This is a genomic window from Sphingobium sp. SYK-6, from assembly GCF_000283515.1.
In the GTDB taxonomy this organism is placed as follows: Bacteria; Pseudomonadota; Alphaproteobacteria; order Sphingomonadales; family Sphingomonadaceae; genus Sphingobium; species Sphingobium lignivorans.
The window spans coordinates 987429-1010159 of the sequence record NC_015976.1 but is presented as its reverse complement, the minus strand read 5'-3'; the positions used below and the strand labels follow the sequence as shown (position 1 = coordinate 1010159).

Annotated in this window: 19 protein-coding genes; 8 read left to right on the top strand and 11 right to left on the bottom strand. The window is 66.0% G+C overall.

The features are described 5' to 3' along the window. Position 1 precedes the first annotated feature (1 nt). Entirely contained in the window at positions 2–1627 is a 1626-nt protein-coding gene (locus SLG_RS04660; protein WP_014075274.1) for a GMC family oxidoreductase, read from the top strand. Between the two features lie 562 nt (positions 1628–2189). Here the strand turns inward: SLG_RS04660 and SLG_RS04655 are convergent. Next, positions 2190–2717 carry a DUF305 domain-containing protein gene (locus SLG_RS04655; protein ID WP_014075273.1) on the bottom strand — a complete coding sequence of 176 codons (528 nt, stop codon included), beginning with the start codon at positions 2715–2717 and terminating at the stop codon, positions 2190–2192. Positions 2718–2891: 174 nt separating this feature from the next. Here SLG_RS04655 and SLG_RS04650 point away from each other — a divergent pair, with 174 nt between their 5' ends. Then, a complete protein-coding gene (locus SLG_RS04650; protein WP_158512677.1) occupies positions 2892–4244 on the top strand; it encodes an MFS transporter in 1353 nt (450 codons plus the stop codon). Positions 4245–4247: 3 nt separating this feature from the next. Further along, entirely contained in the window at positions 4248–4631 is a 384-nt protein-coding gene (locus tag SLG_RS04645) for a nuclear transport factor 2 family protein (RefSeq protein ID WP_014075271.1), read from the top strand. Positions 4632–5084: 453 nt separating this feature from the next. On the opposite strand, the gene SLG_RS04640 is transcribed toward SLG_RS04645, so the two are convergent. From SLG_RS04640 to SLG_RS04615, 6 genes are all read right to left on the bottom strand, one after another. After that, complete coding sequence (locus tag SLG_RS04640) at positions 5085–6536, bottom strand: carotenoid oxygenase family protein (protein WP_014075270.1); 1452 nt, start codon at positions 6534–6536, stop codon at positions 5085–5087. 29 nt (positions 6537–6565) lie between these two features. Then, a complete protein-coding gene (locus SLG_RS04635; protein WP_014075269.1) occupies positions 6566–7414 on the bottom strand; it encodes an alpha/beta hydrolase in 849 nt (282 codons plus the stop codon). Further along, entirely contained in the window at positions 7411–8511 is a 1101-nt protein-coding gene (locus SLG_RS04630) for an NAD(P)-dependent alcohol dehydrogenase (protein ID WP_014075268.1), read from the bottom strand. Before SLG_RS04630 ends, SLG_RS04635 begins: the two co-directional genes overlap by 4 nt. Positions 8512–8516: 5 nt before the next feature. After that, entirely contained in the window at positions 8517–9026 is a 510-nt protein-coding gene (locus SLG_RS04625; protein WP_014075267.1) for a nuclear transport factor 2 family protein, read from the bottom strand. A gap of 25 nt (positions 9027–9051) precedes the next feature. Next, the gene (locus tag SLG_RS04620; protein ID WP_014075266.1) at positions 9052–10506 is read right to left on the bottom strand and encodes an aldehyde dehydrogenase family protein; all 1455 of its coding nucleotides are present in this window, start codon (positions 10504–10506) and stop codon (positions 9052–9054) included. Positions 10507–10603: 97 nt separating this feature from the next. After that, the gene (locus tag SLG_RS04615) at positions 10604–11563 is read right to left on the bottom strand and encodes a MarR family transcriptional regulator (RefSeq protein ID WP_158512676.1); all 960 of its coding nucleotides are present in this window, start codon (positions 11561–11563) and stop codon (positions 10604–10606) included. A gap of 222 nt (positions 11564–11785) precedes the next feature. Between SLG_RS04615 and SLG_RS04610 the strand changes: the two genes are divergently transcribed. The 3 genes from SLG_RS04610 to SLG_RS04600 are packed head-to-tail and all read left to right on the top strand — an operon-like array spanning position 11786 to position 13246. Beyond that, positions 11786–12187 (top strand): nuclear transport factor 2 family protein, encoded by a 402-nt coding sequence (locus SLG_RS04610; protein WP_014075264.1) that lies wholly within the window; start codon positions 11786–11788, stop codon positions 12185–12187. Positions 12188–12213: 26 nt separating this feature from the next. Continuing rightward, positions 12214–12705, top strand: a complete 492-nt coding sequence (locus SLG_RS04605) for a DUF3237 domain-containing protein (RefSeq protein WP_014075263.1) — start codon at positions 12214–12216, stop codon at positions 12703–12705. Between the two features lie 52 nt (positions 12706–12757). Continuing rightward, positions 12758–13246: a DUF3237 domain-containing protein gene (locus SLG_RS04600; protein WP_014075262.1), complete on the top strand. Its 489-nt coding sequence runs from the start codon at positions 12758–12760 to the stop codon at positions 13244–13246. 52 nt (positions 13247–13298) lie between these two features. Here SLG_RS04600 and SLG_RS04595 read toward each other — a convergent pair whose 3' ends face one another. The 4 genes from SLG_RS04595 to SLG_RS04580 form a co-directional block, all read right to left on the bottom strand. Then, entirely contained in the window at positions 13299–13973 is a 675-nt protein-coding gene (locus SLG_RS04595) for a PEPxxWA-CTERM sorting domain-containing protein (RefSeq protein ID WP_231848754.1), read from the bottom strand. Between the two features lie 302 nt (positions 13974–14275). Then, positions 14276–15949, bottom strand: coding sequence for a CocE/NonD family hydrolase (locus SLG_RS04590; RefSeq protein ID WP_014075260.1), 1674 nt, complete (start codon positions 15947–15949; stop codon positions 14276–14278). 67 nt (positions 15950–16016) lie between these two features. Then, a complete protein-coding gene (locus SLG_RS04585) occupies positions 16017–18947 on the bottom strand; it encodes a TonB-dependent receptor plug domain-containing protein (protein WP_014075259.1) in 2931 nt (976 codons plus the stop codon). A 392-nt stretch (positions 18948–19339) separates the two neighbouring features. Beyond that, positions 19340–20752, bottom strand: coding sequence for a helix-turn-helix domain-containing protein (locus SLG_RS04580; RefSeq protein WP_014075258.1), 1413 nt, complete (start codon positions 20750–20752; stop codon positions 19340–19342). A 140-nt stretch (positions 20753–20892) separates the two neighbouring features. On the opposite strand from SLG_RS04580, the gene SLG_RS04575 reads away from it, so the two are divergent. Together SLG_RS04575 and SLG_RS21900 are read left to right on the top strand one after the other, a co-directional pair. Beyond that, the gene (locus SLG_RS04575) at positions 20893–22488 is read left to right on the top strand and encodes an isocitrate lyase (protein ID WP_014075257.1); all 1596 of its coding nucleotides are present in this window, start codon (positions 20893–20895) and stop codon (positions 22486–22488) included. Positions 22489–22522: 34 nt separating this feature from the next. Beyond that, positions 22523–22675, top strand: a complete 153-nt coding sequence (locus SLG_RS21900; RefSeq protein WP_014075256.1) for a hypothetical protein — start codon at positions 22523–22525, stop codon at positions 22673–22675. Positions 22676–22731 lie beyond the last annotated feature (56 nt).

Below are 22731 nucleotides of genomic sequence, written 5' to 3'. Positions count from 1 at the left end.
CTTGGCCAGCAAAACGCCCGATTTCATCGTCATCGGCTCCGGCTCGTCCGGCGCGGTGATCGCCGCGCGCCTCTCCGAGGACCCGGACGCCAGCGTGCTGGTGCTGGAGGCCGGCAAGCGCGAGCGATCGATGCGGCTCGCCATGCCCATCCTCTTCCCCTTCGTGATGGCGGACCCGAAGTTCAACTGGAGCTACATGGGCGAGCCCGAGCCCTTCGCCAACGACCGGCAGATCCGCCAGCCGCGCGGCAAGGCGCTGGGCGGCTCATCGATGATCAACGGCATGCTCTACGCACGCGGCCATGCGCGCGACTATGACGAGTGGCGCCAGCTCGGCAACGAGGGCTGGAGCTATGACGATGTGCTGCCCTATTTCCGCAAGTCTGAGAACCACTGGGGCGAGGCCGACCACTGGCACGGCAAGGGCGGCCCGCTCAGCATCAAGGTGCAGCCCAAGGACAACGAGCTCTATCGCCGCTTCATCGCCGCCGCCAAGGCCCGCGGCTATGCCGAGCGCGACACCTTCCACCGCGCCGAGCAGGAAGGCTGGGGCCCGCCGGGCCTGTGCATCCATGAAGGGCAGCGCGGCAGCACGGCGGCGCGCTTCCTCATCCCCGCCATGTCCCGCCCCAATCTCACGGTGGAAACCGGCGCGCTGGTGACGCGGATCGAGATCGAGAAGGGCCGCGCCGTCGCGGTCCATTATGTCGACCGGGAGGGGCGGACGCAGCGCGTCGCCGCGCGGCAGGAAATCATCCTCTCCGGCGGCGCCTATAATTCGCCACAGGTCCTCATGCTCTCCGGCATCGGCCCGGCGGACGAGCTCGCCGCCCACGGCATCGACATGGTGCATCATCTTCCGGGCGTCGGCCGCAACCTGCAGGACCATCCCTCGGTGGCCATGGTGGTTTCCGCCCGCCGCGACGTGACGCTGACGAACCAGCTGCGGCTCGATCGCGCCGGGATCGCCGGGCTGCAATGGCTGCTCACGCGCGGCGGCATGATTTCCGACATGCCGGTGACGGCCAACGGCTTCCTCAAGACAAGGCCGGAACTGGAACGGCCCGACGCGCAATGCCTCTTCCAGCCGACGATGATCGGCGCGCAATTGTGGTTCCCCGGCTGGCGCAAGCCCAAGGCGGACGTCTGCGCCATGGCGAGCGTGCTGCTGCGGCCGGAAGGGCGCGGATGGGTGAAGTTGCGCTCGGCCGACCCGACCGACAAGCCGCGCATCCTCTCCAATGTCCTCTCGACCGAGAATGACCGCGCCTTCTTCCGCCGCCTGATCCCGCAGCTGCGCGAGCTGTTCGCGACCGCGCCGCTCAGCGAAGTGCTGACCGGCGAAGTGATGCCGGGCCCGGACGTGCGGACGCCCGACGAGATCGACGCCTGGGTGCGCAACGCCATCAACACCGCGCTCCATCCCGTGGGCACCTGCGCGATGGGGCAGGACGACATGGCGGTGGTGGACGCCCGCCTGCGCGTCCACGGCATCGCGGGCCTGCGCGTGGCCGACGCCGCGATCATGCCGCGCATCGTGGGCGGCAACACCAATGCCGCCTGCATCATGATCGGCGAGAAGGCCGCCGACATGGTGCGGCAGGATCATGGGCTGGCGGGGAGCTAGGGGGGGCGAAGCCGCTCCCTCTTCCCGCCGTCATTCCCGCGGATGCGGGAATCCAGTGGCAACGCTGCATGCGACGATGGAGCACGCGATCTTGCGCGAAAAGCAGATGAAGAAGTGGCGCCGGGCCTAGAAACTCGACTTGATCGAGCAAGCGAACCCGAACTGGGAAGACCTTGCCGTCGGCCTTGGCTTCGCGTCGCTGGGGTGACTGGATTCCCGCATGCGCGGGAATGACGAAAAGTGGGAAACGTCCGCTCCTCACGCCAATCGAGCCGTTCCGCTATCGCACGGCCCTTCATAAAAGCAGACTGTTCGGATACGACGATATTGCTGCTGTTGCTCTCTCCCCTTGAGGGGAGAGAAACGGAGGCTTGTCAGCGTGCTGACTAGCCGAAGTTGAGAGGGGGAGATCAGCCAGCGTGCGACCTCCCCTCTCCCAACCCTCTCCCCTGAAGGGGAGAGGGCGAAGGCCGCTTCCCACAACTTTGCCGTGGTCAAACGTCCGTCACGACCTTTGCAAAGCGGACATCGTCTGGGCCGCCCACGCCGGAGCGCCTCCGGATCAGCGGGCCGGCGGCGGGGGCGGATCGCCGCGCTGGCGGTAGGGGAGAAGCGCGGGTGCGTCGTCGGGCGGCGGGTTGCGGCGCAGGTCCGCGATCAGGGCCTTCATTTCGCCGATCTCGCGGACCTGCGCCTCGATGATCCGGTCCGCCAGCAGGCGCACCCGCGGATCGCGGATATGCGCGCGCTCGCTGGTGAGGATCGCGATCGAATGATGCGGGATCATCGCCTTCATGTAGGAGACGTCGTTCACCGTCTCCTGGCTGCGGACAAGCGCGAGCGCGGCGGCGAAGAGGACGATGCTGCCGCCGAGGATGCCGAGATTGATCGCCCGGCTGGGATACATCGGCCACATGAAGCCGAGCATGACGACGGCCATCGCCGCCCCCATCAGCAGCGCCATCCAGCCGCGCGTCTGGCTGAAGAAGATGTGATCGGCGGCATAGACGTTGAGATACATCAGGCCGAACATCACGATGGTCGACGTGACGATCATCGCGGCGAAGCGTCGATAGCTCATGGTCATCATCCCCTCGCTTTACGGGATATGGCTCCAACGGCTGCGGGACCGGATCGTTTCCCCCGCAAGGTCGCGGGAGCATGCCGATCCGCCCATTCCTTGTTGATTCCCCATCAACTCCGTGATTGAAGGGGGCCGGACAACAGCCCCGGCGGAACCGGGCGCCAATGCGGGATGCCCTTCATGACCAGATTCGACGTCGAAGCCTTCATCGATCGCTCGCGCATCGGCGCGACGCAGGCGATGGCGCTGTTCGTGTGCATCCTCGTGTGCTTCATCGACGGCTACGACATCTTCATGATCGGCAAGATCGCGCCGGCCATTGCCGCCGGCTTCGGCGAGCCTTCGGAAGCGATGGCGCCGCTGTTCGTCTATCAGCAGATCGGCCTTGCCGTCGGCGCCTTCACCATCTCGCCGCTCGCCGACCGCTTCGGGCGCCGCGCGATGCTGATCTTCACGTGCCTGACCTTCGGCATCATCACCCTGCTGAGCGTCTACGCACAGACGCTGACGCAGCTCGCCATCCTGCGCGGCATCGGCGGCATCTTCATGGCGGCGGGCCTCGGCATGTCCATGGCCATGATCTCGGAAATCACGCCCAAGCGGAGGCGCTCCACCTTCATCGCGGTCGCCCTTGCCGGCTATTCGATGGGCAGCGCCTCGAGCGGCGTGGTCGCGGCATGGCTGCTGGACGATTTCGGCTGGCAAAGCGCTTTCTATATCGGCGGGCTCGTCCCGCTCATCTGCGTGCCGCTGCTGATCCTCTTCGTGCCGGAATCACTGAAGTTCCGCGCCGAGCGCAATCCCTCGGACCGCAGCATCGCCAAGACGCTGCGGCGCATCGATCCCTCGGTCGAACTGCGCGGCGACGAGCTGTTCGTGATCGAGGGCGGCGAGACCTCCGGCCGCAAGGCCCGGCTGAGCGACGTGTTCTCGGAAGGCCGCCTCGCGATGACCACCGTCATCTGGCTCGCCTGCGCGATCAGCATGACGAACACTGCCCTCATGTCCGCCTGGCTGCCCACCTTCTTCCAGGAGATGGCGGGCGTCCCCATCCAGGAATTCGCGAAAGTCGCCCTCATCGCCTATATGGGCGGGGTGGTCGGCACGCTCTGCATCGGCTGGCTGATGGACCGCCTGCCCGCCACGATGCTGCTCGCCTTCTTCTATTTCATGCTCGCGGGCGCACTGATCTCGCTCTCCTGGGTGCCGTTCCACAGCGGCCTGTTCATTGTCGTGGCGCTCGCCTGGAGCTTCTTCCAGACCGGTGGACAGGGCGGCATCAACACGATGATCGCGCAGGTCTACCCGCCGCGCATGCGCAGCACGGCGCTCGGCTGGGCCGGGGGCGCCGGGCGGATCGGCGGCATCCTCGCACCGCTGGGCGGCGCCTTCGCGCTGGCGCAGCATTATTCGCTGCAGCTCACCATGAGCTTCGCCGCGACGCTGCCGATCTGCGTGGCGCTGCTCATGCTGCTGCTCGGCCTTGTCATGCGCGGCCGGCGCTTCTCGGACGGGCAGCCGGCGCAGGCCTGATCCATGGACAGGCGCGCATGGTTCGAGGCCTATCTCGCGGCGTTCAATCGCGGCGATTTCGAGGGGTTCGGCGCTTATTATGCCGATGACGTCCAGTTCTTCGGGCAGGCCGCGACGCTGACCGGGCGCGCCGCGGTGCTGGATTTCTATCGCGGGGTCCGCGCGCGACTGGACGAGACGGTGGACCTGCTGAGCTTCGTGGGCAGCGAGACGATGGCCGCCGCCGAGATCCGCACGACACTGGTCGCGCGGGAGGACTGGCCGGATTTCCCCACCGGTCCGCTCACGAAGGGCGCGCGGCGGCAAAGCATCAATTTCGCTTTCTACGACATCGCGGATGGCCGGTTCACCCGCATCCGCTCGGCCCGCTTCCGCCGGATCGAATGACGCGCGATCCGCGCGGCGGAAGGGCGTGCGCTGATAGCCAGAGCCATGGCTGAATTGTCGGGGGAGCGCATCGGCCCTCCCGCTGCTCGTCATTCCCGCGCACGCGGGAATCCAGTCACCCTCGCGACGCAAAACCATGGCTAACGGGAAGGTCTTCCCAGTCCCGGTTCGCTTGGGACGCGGGGATGAGGGTCGAGGGAGCGTTCCATGGCGGACGGGCCACTGGATTCCCGCGTGCGCGGGAATGACGAGGAAAATGAGTGACTTCGCTGCAGAGTCGCCGACTGTGTCCATACCCCGGGGGTGAAAGCGGCAGGTGGGTCGGGGGGCATCGCCTGCTATCCCGGAAAGCCAGAGCGGGCCCAAACGCAAAGCGGGGCGCCGGAACGACGCCCCGCCTGTTGCGGATGAAGGCTGCTCCCCCCGCCCCGATGGCGCGAGGGGAAGCCGGGATCAGGCCGCCGAGCTGAGGCTCATGCGATACTGGCCGCTCTGCAGCGTCTCTTCCGGCACCCAAGTGCCATGGAAGGTGGAGCGCACGCGCACCGGCAGCTTGAGCAGTGCCACCGGGCCCGCCGCGAGATTCTGCGCATCGAGGATGGCGAGATCGCTGCGGTTCTTCGACACGCGCGAGACCAGCACGAGCAGCCAGCCGTCGCCTTCCGGCGCATCGGGCGAGCGGGGCACGAACTGCGGCTCCTGCACGCCGTCACCTTCGCCCGGATTCCACACGTCCGCCGCGCCGGTCTCATGATCGACCCGGGCAATGCCGCTCGCATCCTTGCTGCGCGCGATCGCGAAGCCATAGCGATAGGGCCGGCCCTGATAGCGATCATCCGTGCGCGGCATCTCGCAGGGAATGTTGAGCAGCCGCTGCGTAGTGAAGCCATCCTCGTTGCTGGCGAGATCGAAGGTCATGCGCGTCAGGAAGGGCGGCACGAACTTGGTGCGCTCGCCAGTCGGCGTGGTGAAGAAGGGGAAGCAATTGCCCTCATAATAGCACAGGTCGAGATGGATCTTCGTGCCGTCCTGATAGGCATTCATCATGTGGCCCGCGCTGCCCGTGGGGCCCTTGAACCAGCGGATGTCCTCCGCCTTGCCATAGCGCGGCACCAGCGCGACATGCACCGGCTGGTCCGGGTGCCACTGATAGAAGGGGCCGCCCTGCTTCACCACGTCGAGATCCGTGATGAGCGGGAAGAAGGGCACCACCACCCAGTCCTTGGTGATCGCGAAATCATGGACGCAGGCCGCATAGGGCATGTTGAACCAGATCTCGGTCACTTTCTCGCGGTTCGGGCCGAACACGTAGAAGCAGAAGTCCGTCGTCGCATCGCCCTTCGCCTGATAGGAGAAAGTGAGCAGCTCGTTGGTGATCGGATCGACCTTGGGGTGCGCGGTGAGGCTTTCCGCCGTCACCTGCCCGTCGAAATCGACGCGCGCGATCGTCTCCAGCGTCTCGGGATCGATCTCATAAGGCAGATCGTCCTCCTTCAGCGCGTAGAGATGGCCGGCATGGAACATCGCCGTGGTGTTGGCGGTGCCCAGATGCACGTCCTTGACGCTCTCGTCGACCGTGTAGCGGTTGCGATAGCCGCCGAAGAGGCCCCGGCGCGCTTCCTTCTGCCGCTTGTAGCGCTCCGTCTCCACCCACTTCACGACATAATCGACCTGATTGTCCTTGAAGCGCAGCATGTGGACCTGCCCTTCACCGTCGATGAAGATGTCGTCCGTGCGGCCCGAGGGATATTGCCGGTCCGCCCCGCAGCGATAGAGCGCACCTTCCAGCCCGTCGGGGATGGCGCCGGAAATGAGCTCGAGGCCGCGCATCTCGATATTGGCGCGCATCGGCTCGCCCCAGCCGCGATAAAGTTCGATGTCGGGAAAGTGGATTGGTTCGACCATGGCAATTCTCCTGGAAGACGCTCCTCGCCTCAGACCGTGGCGATGAAGTTCATGATGTGATGTTCAAGATCGCTGTCCGGCGTGCCGATCTCGAGCACGGGTGAGAGATGGTTGTGGCCCGCCAGCCAGTGCAGCCGGGGGAAGGCCTTGTTCGTCGTGGCATAGCGCTCCGCGAAGCTGGCAGCCTGGCGCTGGAAATCGACCGGATCGAACTCGGAGACGGTCATCAGGACCGGGATCTTGGCGGTGACGAGGCCGGCGACGGTCGAGGCGGGCGCCCAGCCGAAGGGATCCTCGCCATAATAGGCCTTCTGGAACTGGTTGGGCTCCGCCGCCGCGACATCGTAAATGCCCGAGATGAGCAGCGCGCCGGCAATCGCGGGCGAGAAGCGCGCGACATAGTCGGCGACATGCACGGCCCCGGCCGACTGGCCCATCACGAAGATGCGCTCGGGATCACCGCCGAACTGCGCGATATTCTCGCGCAGCCAGGTCACCGCCGCCGCGACGTCCTCCCCGCCCGCGGGCCATTGGACGGCCGGCGCGAGCCGATAGGTCATGGTGACGCCGACATAGCCCTCGTCCACCGCAAACCCGCCAATATTGTCATAGAAAGGCGAGCCCTCGGTGGTCTTGTCGCCCATGACGAACCCGCCGCCATGCACGAAGACCAGCACCGGCGCGCCGGAGAGCCCGTCCTTGGTGAAGATGTCGAGGCGATGGCGCTCGTCCGGCCCGTAGCGATGGTCGCGGGTCAGTTTCGCACCAGCGGGCAGGCCGGGCTGGAGTGCCCGGTAGATTTCCTGCGTCCCGCCCATCATGCCGGGCGTGAGTTCAGTGCCGTAAGCGGCAAGCTTCGCGCGGATTTCAGGAGTCATGCAGCTTCTCCCACCTTGAGCACGGCCTTGATGACGGTGCCTTTCTCGCTGTCGTGAAAGGCCTGTTCGATCTCGTCGAACCGATAGGCCTTGATGAGCTTCTCGAAGGGGAAGCGGCCCTGCTTCCAGTAATCGATCAGCATCGGCAGGAAAGTGCGCGGATTGGCGTCGCCGCCCAGAATGCCGCGCAATTGCCGCCCGCCGGCCAGCATGGGGAACATGGCCGGCGCCCATTCCCCGCGCGGCGCGGCGACGAAGCCGGCCGTGCCGTTCATGGAGAGGCATTCCAGCGCCATCGTGTGCACCGCGGCCACCGTCGTCGTGTTCAGCGTATAGTCCATGCCGCGCCCGGTGAGGGCGCGGATCTGCTGGGCGACATTCTCGCCGTCCGCCCGCACGATGTCGGTCGCGCCAAGCTCCAGCGCGAGGTCGAGCCGCTCCTGGTTGATGTCCACCGCGACGATGCGCCGCGCGCCGACCAGCCGCGCCGCCATCACGGCCGAAAGGCCGACGCCGCCCGTGCCGAAGATGGCGATCGTGTCGCCCGCCTTCACTTTGAGCGCCTCGATCACCGAGCCCGCGCCGGTGATGACGCCGCAGCCGAGCGGCGCGAGCAGCTCCAGCGGCACGTCCTTGTCCACCTTCACGGCCGTGCGTTCGGGCACGATGCTGTAAGTGGCGAAGGAGGACTGGCCGAAGAAGTGCGAGTGGATCGCCTCGTCGCCGCAGGAGAGCGCAGTCGACCCGTCGAGCCGCTTGCCGCCGAAGTTCATGGGCATCGCAAGGTCGCAATAGGTGGGGCGCCCGGCGATGCAGCTCGGGCAGGCGCCGCAGCTGCTGCCGGAGAGCAGCACATGGTCGCCCACGGCAAAGCCGCGCACGCCCTCGCCCAGCGCTTCCACCACGCCCGCGCCTTCATGGCCGAGCACGATGGGGTGCGGCGCGTGGCGGCCGGGATGCTCGTGCAGATCGGTATGGCAGATGCCGACCGCGACGATGCGCACCAGCAATTCGCCGGGGCGCGGCGCCTCAAGCTCGAGCGTCTCGAGACTGGGCGCCGCCTGATTGGAGCGGCTGACGGCAGCGGTGATCTTCATGGCGCTCAGTCCTTCCTGCCCGCGACGGGCGGCGCCTTGTGGCTGGGCTTCTGCTTGAGCAGGATCTCGCCTTTCCACGGCACCTGATCGGCCGCCGTCCACGCGTTCACGTGCAGCGACTGGAAGCGCCACACGCCTTCCTTCTTCGTCACATGGTCCTGCCGCGTGCCGATGCCGAACACGAAGTTGGTGTGATAATCGGTCTGGAACTGGATGATCTGGAAGAAGCAGCGGCAGTCCACTTCCCCCTCTTCCTCGCGCGGGTCCATGATGATGGTGTTCATCAGGTGCTGGCGGCCATACCACCAGCTCTGCCGGTCGTTCCACAGCGACCGCAGGTTCTCGAGGATCGCCTCATGCCCCTGCACCCGGCCCTGCCAGAGATGATCGAACCAGCCGTCCTTCGCGAAGGCGGACAGCGCCATCTCCTCGTCGGCCAGATCGATGCCCCATGCGTAGCGCGCATAGAGTTCCTGGATTTCGAGCCGGTCGAGCGCGCTCAGTTGCCATGCCATGTCAGTTCCCTCCGTCCTTTAATTCTCAATGCCGTCCGAGATGATGATCGTCCTGGATGTCCGCGGGCGCGCCATGCTGGGTGAGCAGCGCCTTGCGGCGGACATAGCGCAGGATCGCTTCCGGCCCGGTGCGCGCGCCGCCCCCCACGCCCGAGACGCCGAAGCTGTTCGAGCCCACCGTGCGGTTCTTGGCGAAGGTGAGGAACGTGTCCTGCATGAAGACCGAACCGGCATTCACCTGCAGGCCGATGGCCAGCGCATCCTCGTCGCTGCCGGCGATCACATTGGCGGTGAGGCCGAACTCGGTATCGTTGGCGAGCGCGATCGCTTCCTCGACCGTGTCGAACGGCATGACGGGCAGGATCGGGCCGAACGTCTCGTCCTTCATCAGCGCCATCTCGTGATTGACGCCGGTGACCACGGTCGGCCGCATGTAGAGGCCGCCATGGATGTTCTCGACCTCGCCGCCGGTCAGGATCGTCGCGCCGGCGGCAACGGCGTCCGCCAGCTGCTTCGCCACGATGTCCGCCTGGGGCGCGAAAGTGAAGGGATGCAGATGGCCGGCGCGCGGATTGTCGCAATTGAGGCGGACCTTCTGCGCCTTCTCCACCAGCAGCTTCACGAAGTCGTCATGGATGGCGCGCGCGACATAGATGCGCTCGACCGAGAAGCAGACCATGCCATTGGCATGCACGCCGCCGCGCAGCACGGCCGTGGTCGCCCGCTCCAGATCGGCATCGGCAGTGACGATCACCGGGTCCTTGCCGCCCAGTTCCAGATAGCAAGGGATGAGCCGCTGGGCGCACTGCACGGCGATCTTGCGCCCCGTGGGCACACTGCCGGTGAAGCAGACGAGATCCGATTCATCAATCATCGCCTGGCCCGTCGAGCCATCGCCATGCACATAATCGAACACGCCGGCGAGCTCCGGCACCTGCTTCACGGCCTCGAACAGCGCTTCCACCCAGCGCGGCGTCACTTCCGACGCCTTGATGAGCACCGCACAGCCCGCGAACAGGGCGGGAATCGCATCGAGCAGCACCAGCATCATCGGCGCGTTCCACGGCCCGATCACGCTCACCAGCGGATAAGGCACGAACTGGGTGCGCACCGACACGCTCGGCATCGCCTTGGAAGGGCCTTCATAGCCCGCCTTGTCGAGCGCGGCCTGCGCGTCCTCGACCCAGCCGCCGATGGTCCCCATGGTGATGAAGCCCTGGAGATAGGATGTATGGCAGCCGCCGGTATCGGCAGCGTCCGCCTCGGCGATCGCGTCCTTGCGCTTCGCCACTTCGCCCAGGAAGCGCTGCATGATGCCGATCCGCGCCGGGAGGGGCATGGCGCCCCAGGCCTTCTGGTTCTCGCGCAGGCGGGCCGCCTTCTGCGCGACCTCCGCCGCGCTCGCGACCGTCAGGTTAAAATCGATTTCGCCGGTACGTGGATTGCGCACCGGCAGCGTGCGCAGATCGCCTTCAGACATTCAATACCTCTCCCGAGTGGACGACTCGTCAAATTCGTCAGACATCGTTGTATATCGATGTTGAGACGTCAATCAACCGTTGATTTCGTCCACCACTTCATTCCCAGGGAAGGCAGCCGGGATAACGCAGGCCGGGGGAATGCTCCCGCACGATCGCCTGGAGGCTGGCGCGCAGGGCCGCGCGGTCGGCCGGAGCGAAGGACGCGAGCATCCGCTCCTCGCTTTCGTCGGCGGCCGGCTGGATGGTGGCGGCATAGTCCCGCCCCGCCTGCGTGGTCTCGTAAAGCGTCTTGCGCCGGTCCTCGACCGAGCGCGCCGCGCGGAGCAGCCCCCGGCTCGCGAGCTTCTTGAGCACGATGGCGCATGTCGAGGGATCGAGCCCATAGACGCGGGCATATTCGACCTGGCTGAGACCGGGATGCAGGTGCAGGATGATCAGCGCGGAGAATTGCCGCAGCGTGACATGGAGCGGCGAGACGCAGGCCTGGAAATGGGCATTGCAGATCTGCAGCGCCCGCCGGCACAAAAGGCTCGGGGCATCCGCGAAAGGCGAGGTGGCAACGTCCCAGCGCGGCGCGACGGCATCGCCATCCCGCGCGATCCGCCCGAGCTGCTCGACCAGCAGCGCGCGCCCCGGGCCGTCCAGCCCCGCCAGCATGACCTCCTGCAAGGCAGCGAAGGCCGCGCGCACCGCCGGCATGCGCTGCCGCCCCTGCGCCGTGAGCACCGGCAGGCTGCGGCGCCGGTCCCGCTGGTCCTGCACGCGCTCGACGAGCCCGGTCATTTCGAGATTGTCGAGGATGATCGCGGTGGTCGAGGTATCGATGCCGCAAGTCCGCGCCAGACCCACCTGATCGCGCGCGGTGCCCGCCTCGATCGCCAGCAGCATTTCCGCCTGAGCCAGAGTCTCGCGGCCTTCCGCCAGCGATCCGTACAGCGCGTTGGCGATCTGATCGATGCGGTTGAGCAGGAAGCCGGCCTTGCGCACGAAGATGCGCATGACCTCCTCGATCGGGACGCGCCTGACCGCCTCCGGCCGACAGGGTCCGGATGCCATGATGTCCACTTGCCCCCCGGCCCTAGCCATGAGAGCGCTTGCAACTGTTGATCTTATCCACGATTGCCAGTTTCGACCGAAATCGCCGCCGAATGCAATCCGGAATATCGGCCGGACTTGCTCTAATAGGAGTTGATTGATGCCCATGGCTCGCATAGGTGTTGAAGAATCAACAATATCGCGGCGCTCTTCACAAACCCGACCGCGGGAGAGGCAGGCAGGATGACCGAAGAGGATTATGCGGACTATATCGCCCGCTTCAACGCCAATGATTTCGAAGGTTTCGGCCGCTATTACTGCGACGACGTGATCTTCAATCTCGGCGAGAAACGCCAGATCATCGGCCGCGACAATATTCTCGATTTCTATCGCGACGTGAAATCCAAAGTGCGCGAGACACTGGACATCCTGGCCGTCGCCGCCGGGCCGGACACGCTGGCCTGCCATGTGCGCACCGAGTTCTACGGCCTGGTAGACTGGCCGGACTTCATCGCCGGGCCGCTGATGAAAGGCCAGTCGATCAACATCGAAAGCCTCGGCTTCTATTATCTTCGCGACGGCAAGTTCGCCCGCATCCTGGGTGCGCGCTACCGGACCCTGCCCGTCATTCCCGCTTCCGCCTGACCATCTAGACAAGGAGACACGCATCCATGGCGACGCCAGACCTGCCGCCCCACCCCTTCGCGCCGCGCTTCGAATTCGCGTTCACCGTGTCCATCGACCTCACGCCCGCCATCTGGGTCAAGCCGACCAGCATGGGCGCAACGCGCGCGGCGGTGTGGGCCGCGCAAGGCACGTTCGAGGGCCCGCGCATCAAGGGCCGCGTCATTCCGATGAGCGGCGGCGACTTCCCGCTCGTCCGGCCCAATGGCGTCATCGATTTCGACGCCCGCTACATGCTCGAAGCGGATGACGGCACGCCCATCTACCTGCAGAGCCGCGGCTATCGCTGGGCCGAGGGCGACGCGATGGAGCGCATGGCGCGCAACGAGGATGTCTCGGCGGAAGACTATTATATGCGCGTGAGCCCCAAGTTCGACGTGCCCGAGGGCCCGCACGACTGGCTCGGCAAGCACATCTTCGTGGGCGTGGCCGAGAAGATCCCGAAGGCCAACCGCATCCACTATTTCATGCTGCTGTGAGCGCCGATCGCGCCCTCGACCCCTCATTCATCGCGAAACACAAGGACTTCCCATGACCGAACCACAGGTTCCCGCGCATCTCGAATTCGTGTTCGAAATGCGTGTCGAGTTCCGCCCGGAACGTTGCATCTTCGGCCCCCTGCCCGGCGGCGGCAGCCAGGGCTACACGCCCTGCTCCGGGGGCACCATCTACGGCCCCCGCCTCTCCGGCAAGGTCGTGCCGGACAGCGGCGCGGACTATGCCAAGGTACGCGGCGACGGCACGATCATCATCAATTCCCACTATCTGCTCGAAGCCGATGACGGGACGAAGATCTACATCAACAACAACGGCTATCTGGTGCCTGCCAAGCCCGGCGAGGGCCGCATCGACCATGGCACGCCGCAGCCTGCCTATTTCTGCTTCTCGCCGACCTTCATCGTCCCCGAGGGGCCGCATGACTGGATGAGCCGCACGCTCATCATCGGCACCGGCAGCCGCCGGTCCGGTCCGGATCACTCGATCTTCACCTATTATGCCGTGAAGCAGACCCTGGACTGACAGGAAAACGGGAGCGGCGCGGCCGGTGCCGCGCCGCTCCCCCATGACCGGTTCAGGCGAACTGCACGCGCGTGCGCCGCGCCGACCGACGCACCATGGCGCCCACCGCGCCGAAGCCGGTGATCATCAGGGCCCAGGTCGCGGGCTCGGGCACGGCCGGAACCTCCACAGTGCCGATCTTCACCGCATCGAACGCGCCGGCCTCAAAAACCGTGGGCGCGAAAGCCTGCCCGCCCTGCGACACCTGAAGTCGCACTTCATCGAACGTCGCGCCGGAGAAACCATAAGTGGCCCATCCTGCGCCATAAGCCGGTGCGGGCCCGGCGATGCCGGTGCCGACGCTTACGCCGCCGAGCAGCACATCATAAGCCAGCACACCCGATCCGTCGAAGAAACCGGAGTTCACGAGGAGCTCGAACGCGTTTGCCTGGGCGAAGGTGAACCGGGTGTAGCCATAGCCGCCGCCATCGGGATACCAGCTATACTGACCTTCAGGCGCGGCCTGCGAGGACGACCAGATGTAGCCCGTGCCGATATAGTCCACGAGAACGCCGTTCTCGCTGTAGCTCTTCACATGATTGGGAGTGCTGATGGGGCCAAGCCCCTCGAATCCGACCGTCGCGGTGGGCGAGGAAATGAACGAGGCTGTGTGCACGGTGAGGGCCATTGCCGGCCCGGCAAGCGCCGAACCGCACAGGGCAAGAGCGGCAATCGTCAATTTACGCATGGACATGGTTCAAGTCTCCCACTGGATGAGTCCCCCTCCCGATTAGGTTGCCCGCGCGCCAAGCGACATCGGCTTAACCATGGCTGGGACGGAAAATACCGTGCCAATATGGGAATGCGGCTCTCCTACCCCGTTGGAAGAGCAGCGCTTTTCATGCCGGGCAGAGGGACGGGCCGGACGCACACGATCCGATTCCGGTGCGGGCCATCAACCATGCACGCCGCAACGATGCACGGGGCGGACCGGCGCTCCGCCCCGCCCGTCAATTCCCGGGAAATGTGAGGCGCGAGCCGCGCCGTCGCTCAGTCCTGCGGGATCACCGGCACGAGCAGATGGCTGTCGAACGCGCCGCCCGTGTGGATGACATGGGTGCCGGCGTTGCGCAGGTCCTCATGCCGGGCGAAAGGCAGCATCGGCAGGCCATCGCGATAGATATCCATGCCCTTCACCACCACGCGCAGCGTCTCGCCCGCGTGGAACAGGGTGGACGAAGGCCAGATCTCGATCTCGACCGGAACCGGCACGCCCGGCTCGAGCTTTTCCTCGCGATCATGCGGATGCACCGGCTGCCAGGGCGTCGAACGCGCCTCGTCCAGCGCGCGGTGACTGGCGCGCAGCCAGCCGAGCGCCACCGGCCCGTTCTCGAAGAAGGCGTAGAAAGTCATGCCGACCGGCTCGCCCGCGGCGTCCAGCTTCTGGATCGCGACGAACAGGTCCATGTCGTCCGCGCCCTGCGCTTCCACCCAGAGCTTGAGCTTCATATAGCCGGTGATCTCGGTATCCCGCTCGAAGCGCATGTCAAACCGGGCTTCCCCGGCCTCGTCGAGCGGATCGTAGGAGACGCTGGCCGCCCCCGGCAGCGGCGTGGCGGACAGCGTGCCGCTCGCGGCATCCAGCCAGAGCGACTGATAGTCCGTGCGCGCCAGCGGCCATTCCTGCTCGGCGCGCTCCTGCGCCACGCGCGCGGCCTCGCGCACTTCGATCCGCACCGGCGGCCAGGCCTCAACGCCCCGCGCCTCGCCCTTCAGGAACTGGTCGAAGAAGGCGCGCGCCAGCTCGCGGCTCTCGGGCTTGTAGAAATGCGCCCATTTCTTCTGCCCGTGCGCCAGCAGCCATTTCTGCGGCGAGGACATCTGCCGGAAAGCCTCGAAGGTGCCGCGGCTGTGCAGGCCATGATCGGACCAGCTCGCCACCACGAAAGCCGGCACCTCGATCGCGGCGAGGTCCAGCGCCTTGCTTTCCCAATAGGCATCGTGGAGCGGATGCGCCTGCACATTGGCGTTGGTGTCTTCATAGCGCGTCGTGGAGAAGCGCAGATTGGCCGAGCCGCGCGGCAGGAATCCGGTCTCGCGGATGCCGCCATGATAAGCGAACTCGCGATACCAGTCCGAGAAGCCTTCCCAGGGATTGATGGCGGCGAGATGCGGCGGCTTGAGCTGCGCCACCAGATACTGAATCGCCGCAAGATAGGAGACGCCGGTCATGCCGACCTTGCCGTTGGACCAGGGCTGCACGCCGAGCCACTCGATGAGGTCGTAGCAATCCTCGCCCTCGCCGATGCCGTTGTGGCGCAGCTCCCCCTCGGAAAGCCACGCACCCCGCGGATCGGCGAAGCAGACGGCATAGCCATGGGCACACCAGTAGGCCGGGTCCGGCGCCTCGAACGCCGTGAAGCGGGACATCCAGCCCTTCTCGACCCCGGAAGGCGGCCACAGGCCGTCCGAAAGCCCGTGCTTGCCATAAGGGCTCCAGCCCAGCAGCACCGGCATGGGACCATCCGGCCTGTCGGCGGGGCGATAGACATCGATGTAGATGGTGACGCCATCCCGCAGCGTGACGGGGATGTTGCGATCGATGAGGAGGCCGTCCTCCTCCCATTGCACATGATCGCGCGGGGGAAGCGGCGGCTTGTTCGGGGCCGTGGTGGGATCCACGCCCTCCTGCATGATGAGCGTGAAGCCTGTTTCGCCGGTCATCGGCTATCCTCCCCGGAAAAAAGACAGCGCCCGGCGACCATGAAGGCCGCCGGGCGTCAGAGAGTTGTCAGAACTTGAAGCGCGCGCCGATGCGATAAGCGCGGCCCAGCACGTCATAGAGCACGTTGTTCGTCGGACCGAAGCTGGACGGTGCGTCCTTCGGCGGATCCTTGTCGAACAGGTTGTTGATGACGCCGAAGATTTCCAGCTTCTGGTCGCCGCGCTTCCACACGTTCACGCCGGCATTGATATTAAAATAGGTCCAGGCGCCGATATAGTTGTCGCTGATGCTGTTGGGCAGCAGCGGATCATAGCCGTCCTGATGCGGACCGATCAGCTCGGCATTGTAGACGCCGCTCGAGATGTGCCGCACCTGCAGCTGCAGGGTCGCCAGATCGCTCGTGTAGGTGACATAGCCGTTGATCGTGTAGTCCGGCACGCCCGAGGGCAGCGACACCGGCGAACCGTTCATGCCCGCGCGGTTGACGCGACCGCTCGCCGAGTCCGTGATGAGATCATCGACGATGGTGGCAAGGCCGCGCAGCGAGATCTGGCCGCCCAGCAGGTCGAACGGCAAGGTGTAGCTCGCCTCGACGTCCCAGCCACGCGTGGTCAGGCTGCCCAGGTTGATGTTGCGATTGACGATCTGGGTGATCTCGTCCGTGTCGCTGCGCGTGATGAGCGAGCAAAGCTCGGTCACGCCGTTGAAGCAGCCATTGACGATGACCGCGCCGCCGAGCGTCGAAACGGCCTTCTCCAGCTTGATGTCGTAATAGTCGACCGACAGGCGAAGGCGACCGGCCGAACCGATGTTGGGCTGGAGAACGACACCGACGGTCCAGGTATCCGCTTCCTCGGGAACGAGGGTCGTGTTGCCGCCGAGCAGCACCATCGGCAGATCCTGCGCGCCGCCGCGCCAGGGGTTGGGCACCGACTGGAAGCTGGTCTGCGTCGGGCCGAACAGTTCGAACAGGTTGGGCGCGCGGATGTCACGCGAACGCGTGCCGCGGAAGCGCAGCCAGTCGAGCGGGGCGACATCGAGGCCGACCTTCCAGGTGATGACGTCGCCGCTGGTCGAATAGTCGGTGTAGCGCACGGCGCCATTGACTTCCGCACCCGGCATCAGCGGCACCACCAGCTCGCCGAACGCCTCGAACACATCGACCTTGCCGCTGATCGGCGAGCCCGGGCCCGTATAGAACTGCAGCGCGCGGGAGATCGGGTCGGCATCGCCGCGCGCGAGGTCCTGACGGAACTCGACGCCGGTCGCGCCCTTGATCGCGCCTGCCCAGCCCTCGAACAACGTGCCCTGCATGGTCGCCGCGACGACATTCTGCGTCAGGCGCGTGTCCTGCTCCACCGTGCCGGTGACATAAGCGACAGCCGCCGGATTGGTGATGGCCGAACCATTGCCGAAGGGATTGATGGGAACGCAGCCAGCAGCCGCCGCCACGCCATCCCGGACGCCGCGGCAAACGATGTTGCCGCTGCCGTCGTCAACCGCATCCATCGCGAAATTGATGCGGGGCGTGATCGTGGTGTTGTAACCGCGCTGCGAATAATCGGTGCGGCCGAACTGGTAATAAGCGTCGAGCGTCCAGTCGCCCCACATCTTGGCATTCAGGCCGACGACGGCGCGATAGGTCTCGCGCGTCACTTCCGCCCGCTGCGGGCCGATGTCATTCCAGACGCGACCGAACGGAATGGTCGCAAGGCCATTGGCGGCCATTGCATTGGCGACGCTATCCGGCAGATAGGCATTGTCGGCACGGATCGTGAGATTGCCGAGATCGCGGCGCTGGGCGCTGAGCGTGCTGCCCTTGACGCGGCCATAGGACCCCTCGGCGAAGATCGTCACGACATCGCTCAGCTCGAACTCCGCATGCGCGAAGCCGTTGAGCCGCTCGACCGGCGCCGAGATCGGGAAGTTCATGTAGAACGCCTGCTGGGGATCGCCGCCGCCGCTCTGGAAGATCGGCACGCCATAATAAGCGCCATAATCATGCGGAACCATTGTGCCGTCGGGACGGAACTCCATGCCGAGCAGGCCGGACGCGATCAGCGCCGGGTTCGGCGGTCCGGGCAGGCGGGGGATCAGGCCGTTCTCGGCCGCGGTGGCGGTGCGGGTGTTGGGCAGGATGAGCACGCCCGGCTGGCCCTCGAGGACACGGCGGGTATTGCCGCTGCCGGCAACATAGGGATTGCTCACCGTGTTGTAGGACTGAGCACACCAGTCGCGCGAGTAGCAATCCCGCGAACCCTTGTCGTCCGAATATTCGATGCCCGCGACGATGTGGCCGCGGCCGCCGGCGAAGCCAGTGCCTGCCGCCAGCGAGAGCATGTACTGCTTGCCGTCACCGACATCATTGATGCCATATTGCGCCGAGCCGGTGATGCCGTTGAGGCGCGTATCGAGCAGGATGTTCACCACGCCGGCGACGGCGTCCGAACCATAAGCTGCCGAGGCGCCGCCCGTCACGACTTCGGCGCGCTGGATGAGCGAGGCCGGGATCATGTTGAGGTCGACAGCGCCGGCGCTGGCGAAGGAGCCGCCCTGCACGGTCGAGGGAACGACGCGGCGGCCATTGACCAGCACGAGCGTGCGGTTGGCGCCGAGGCCGCGAAGGTCAGCGGTGGAGGCGCCGATGTTGTTCGTGAAGATGGCGTTGGTCGTCGGGGTCGCCTGCGGCCGGAAGGACGGAAGGTCATTGAGGACCTGCGCCACGTTCACGGCGGCCTGACGCTGGATCTGGTCCGAACCGACCACGGTCACGGGCGTCGGCTGATCGAAGCCGGAGCGCGCGATGCGCGAACCCGTGACGACGATGGCTTCTTCCGAGACGGGCTCTTCCTGCGGAACAGCGGTGTCCTGCGGCAGCGGCGCGGGCTCCTGAGCGAGAGCCGGGCTTGCGAGCAGGGCAAGGCTCACACCCAGCGCGCGAAGGCTCGCACCGGCGGCGAACGCCGGAAGACGCGGTTGAAGGATGAGTGCGGGCATGTGTACTCCTCTCCTGATCACGGTGCCGATTGGCAATCCAGATTCTTGGGCAACGAATCCCACCGGAGCGCGACCGCAGAAAAGCGCCCGACGATGAGATGCAACGAACACTGACTATCAACGACGTCTTGAGTCCTCAACACCTTTTCGTGTGAAAAACTGTTGCCGCGCCGCCCGGAGCGCAGGAGGCGATGCAACTGTTGCAAAGGTGCAACGATTCATCGCACCCTTGAGACGTGTCCCGCTGCCCTAAGGGCGTACAATTCCGCGGCGATAGCGGCGCACCATCTCGTCATTCACGAAGTCATCCCGGATCGAGTCCGGGATCCCGCAGGAAATGGCTGAAAAGCGGGCTCCTGGCTCCCCTCGAAGCCCGCGAATTTGGCCATGCCCTAGTCGCCCGCGAAGGCGAAGGGAATGCCGGTGTCGCGATAATCGTCGGAGCGCAGGTCCCGCCCCAGCGGCGGGGCGGCGCGGGCGAGGCATCGGGGGCGGTGGCACAGATGGCAGGCGATGCCGATGGGCGTGGGCGCCATCGCTGCGGCGCCCTCGCCATAGACAAGCAGGCTTATGTGCTCTTCCGCGCAGGCCAGCGCCACGGCCCGCGACATGACCGGCGCGCCCCACGCCCCACCCCCGGCGGACACCGTCCGCGCGATGGAGAAGAAGCGCTCGCCGTCCGGCAGCTCCAGCCGCTGGGTGACGATGCGCCCGGGCGTCTGGAAGACGGAATGGACGGTCCAGAGCGGGCAGGCGCCGCCATGGCGGGCGAAGGGGAAGCCCGCCCCGTCCAGTCGCTTGGAGACATTGCCCGCCGCATCGAGCCGGATGAAGAAGAAAGGCACGCCTTCCTCGCCCGCCCGCTGCAGCGTGGTGAGGCGATGCGCCGCCTGCTCGAAGCTGACGCCGAACTCGCGGGATAGCGCCTCGACATCATAGCGCGTCTGCCGTGCGGCCCGCAGGAACGGACGATAGGGCATCAGCAAAGCGGCCGCCCAGTAGCCGGCGAGCGCGCGGCGCGCCATGCGGCGAGCATTGTCGCTGGTGAAAGCCCCCTCGCTCACCAGCCGGCCGATCTCGCCATCCGCTTCCAGCAGCGCGAGTTGCAGGGCAAGCTGGAAGCGCCGCGAGGGATGGTCCAGCCGCTTGCTGATCATGAGCTGCCGGCGATGCAAATCATGGAAACGCTGCGCGCCCAGGATCAGGTCCGGCTCGACGAAGAGCACGCGCAGCCCGTGCCGCTCCTCGAAGCGACGGACCAGCGCGTCCTGCCCCTGCCCCGGCACCCCCTCGGCGACGGCGGCGGCACTGTCTTCCAGTCGCGGGAAGCAGTTGCGCCGCGCGGCGAGAAAGGTGCGCGCCTCGGCGACCGGGTTGGAGAGCGCCGGCCCGGCCACCCCCTCGCCCGCGCCGGTCTCCCGCCGCTGCGCCAGCTCCAGCCGCTCCTCGCCATAAGCCGTATGGAGGCGCAGCAGCGCCTCGGCGAAACCGGGATAGCTGGTCGCGATGTCCGCGACATCCAGCGCCGGGAGATCGATGTCGGCGAAGATCGGCTCCCGGAGCACGGCGCCGAGCCGGGCCGCCAGTTCCTCGCCGCCATCCTCGGCAAGGGCACCGATGTCGACATGATATGTGCGGGCGAGCCGGAGCAGCAGCTCCGCCGTCACCGGCCGCTGGTTGCGCTCCATGAGCGCCACATAGGACGGCGAGATATCGAGATCGGCGGCCATATTGGCCTGGGTGAGCCCCAGATCGCGGCGGACCCGTTTGAGGCGCGGCCCCATGTAAAGCGCACTGCGAGCCATGGCGGCCTCCCGACGTTCGTGCGTTGATTACAACATTACAAACTATTTTTGTAAAGTAAGACATCATGACACCGGCGCGCATTTCCGCCGGAGCTCTCCGCTGGCATCGCTCGATGCACCCCAAGCGGAGGATGACGACGATGACCTATCATGCAGAGATTGAGCGGCTGACGGACAGCATTGCCCTGCAGGGCCCTGGCTGGGCCGCGATCGATCCTGAATCCGCCGCACGGATGCGCGCGCAGAACCGCTTTCGCACCGGGCTGGACATCGCCCGCTACACCGCCGGCATCATGCGCCGCGACATGGCGGCCTATGATCTGGACCCCGGCAATTACACCCAGTCGCTGGGCTGCTGGCATGGCTTCATCGGGCAGCAGAAGCTGATCGCCATCAAGAAGCATTTCGGCAGCACGCGCGGGCGCTATCTCTATCTCTCGGGCTGGATGATCGCGGCCCTGCGCAGCGAATTCGGCCCGCTGCCGGACCAGTCCATGCACGAGAAGACCAGCGTCCCCGCTCTGATCGCGGAACTCTACACCTTCCTGCGGCAGGCCGATGCCCGCGAGCTGGGCGGCCTGTTCCGCGCGCTGGACGACGCCAAGCGCACGCATAACCAGCTCGACGAGATGCGCCTCATCAATGCCATCGAGACACACGAGACGCATGTCGTACCCATCATCGCGGACATCGATGCCGGGTTCGGCAATGCCGAGGCGACTTATCTGCTGGCCAAGAAGATGATCGAGGCGGGCGCCTGCGCGCTCCAGATCGAGAACCAGGTCTCCGACGAGAAGCAGTGCGGCCATCAGGACGGCAAGGTCACCGTGCCGCACGAGGACTTCCTCCAGAAGATCCGCGCGATCCGCTATGCCTTCCTCGAACTGGGCGTGGAGGACGGCATCATCGTCGCGCGCACGGATTCGCTCGGCGCGGGCCTCACCAAGCAGATCGCCTACAGCCGCGAGCCCGGCGATCTGGGCGACCAGTATAATGGCTTCCTCGATTGCGAGGACATCGACCCCGCCGATGTCGGCAATGGAGAGGTGTTCATCAGCCGCGCAGGCAAGCTGCTGCGCCCGAAGCGCCTGCCCTCGAACCTCTACCAGTTCCGCCCCGGCACGGGAGAGGACCGCTGCGTGCTGGACAGCATCACGGCGCTGCGCAACGGCGCGGACCTGCTGTGGATCGAAACCGAGAAGCCGCATATCGGGCAGATCGCCGGCATGATGGATCGCATCCGCGCGGTGATCCCCAACGCGAAGCTGGTCTACAACAATTCACCGAGCTTCAACTGGACGCTCAATTTCCGCCAGCAGGTGTTCGATGCCTGGGAAGCGGAAGGCCGCGACGTCTCCGCCTATGACCGCGCCAAGCTGATGAGCGCGGACTATGACGGCACGGCGCTGGCCAGCGAAGCGGACGAGCGCATCCGCACGTTCCAGCGCGATGCCTCGGCCCGCGCTGGCATCTTCCATCACCTCATCACCCTGCCGACCTATCACACGGCGGCGCTGAGCACGGACAATCTGGCGCGCGACTATTTCGGCGAACAGGGCATGCTCGGCTATGTCGCGGGCGTGCAGCGCCGGGAGATCCGCGAAGGCATCGCCTGCGTGAAGCACCAGGCCATGGCGGGATCCGACATCGGCGACGATCACAAGGATTATTTCGCCGGGGACGCCGCGCTCAAGGCCGGTGGCGGCGCCAACACCATGAACCAGTTCGCCGCCTGACCATCAGGCCGGCAGAAAGCCAAGGAGGCATGACATGAGTGAGCCACAACGATCCCGCGCGGTCTTCTCGACCGAGGACTTCCGCCTGATCCGCACCGCCGTCGCGCATTATGCCCGCGAGGTGAAGGACAAGCCGGAATCCACCAAATATTCGAACCTGTTCCACCGGCTCGGTCGGATCGGTTGAGAGGAAGGCCCCGGCGCGAGCCGGGGCCGCAATGCTGGGGCGGGAATGATATCTGC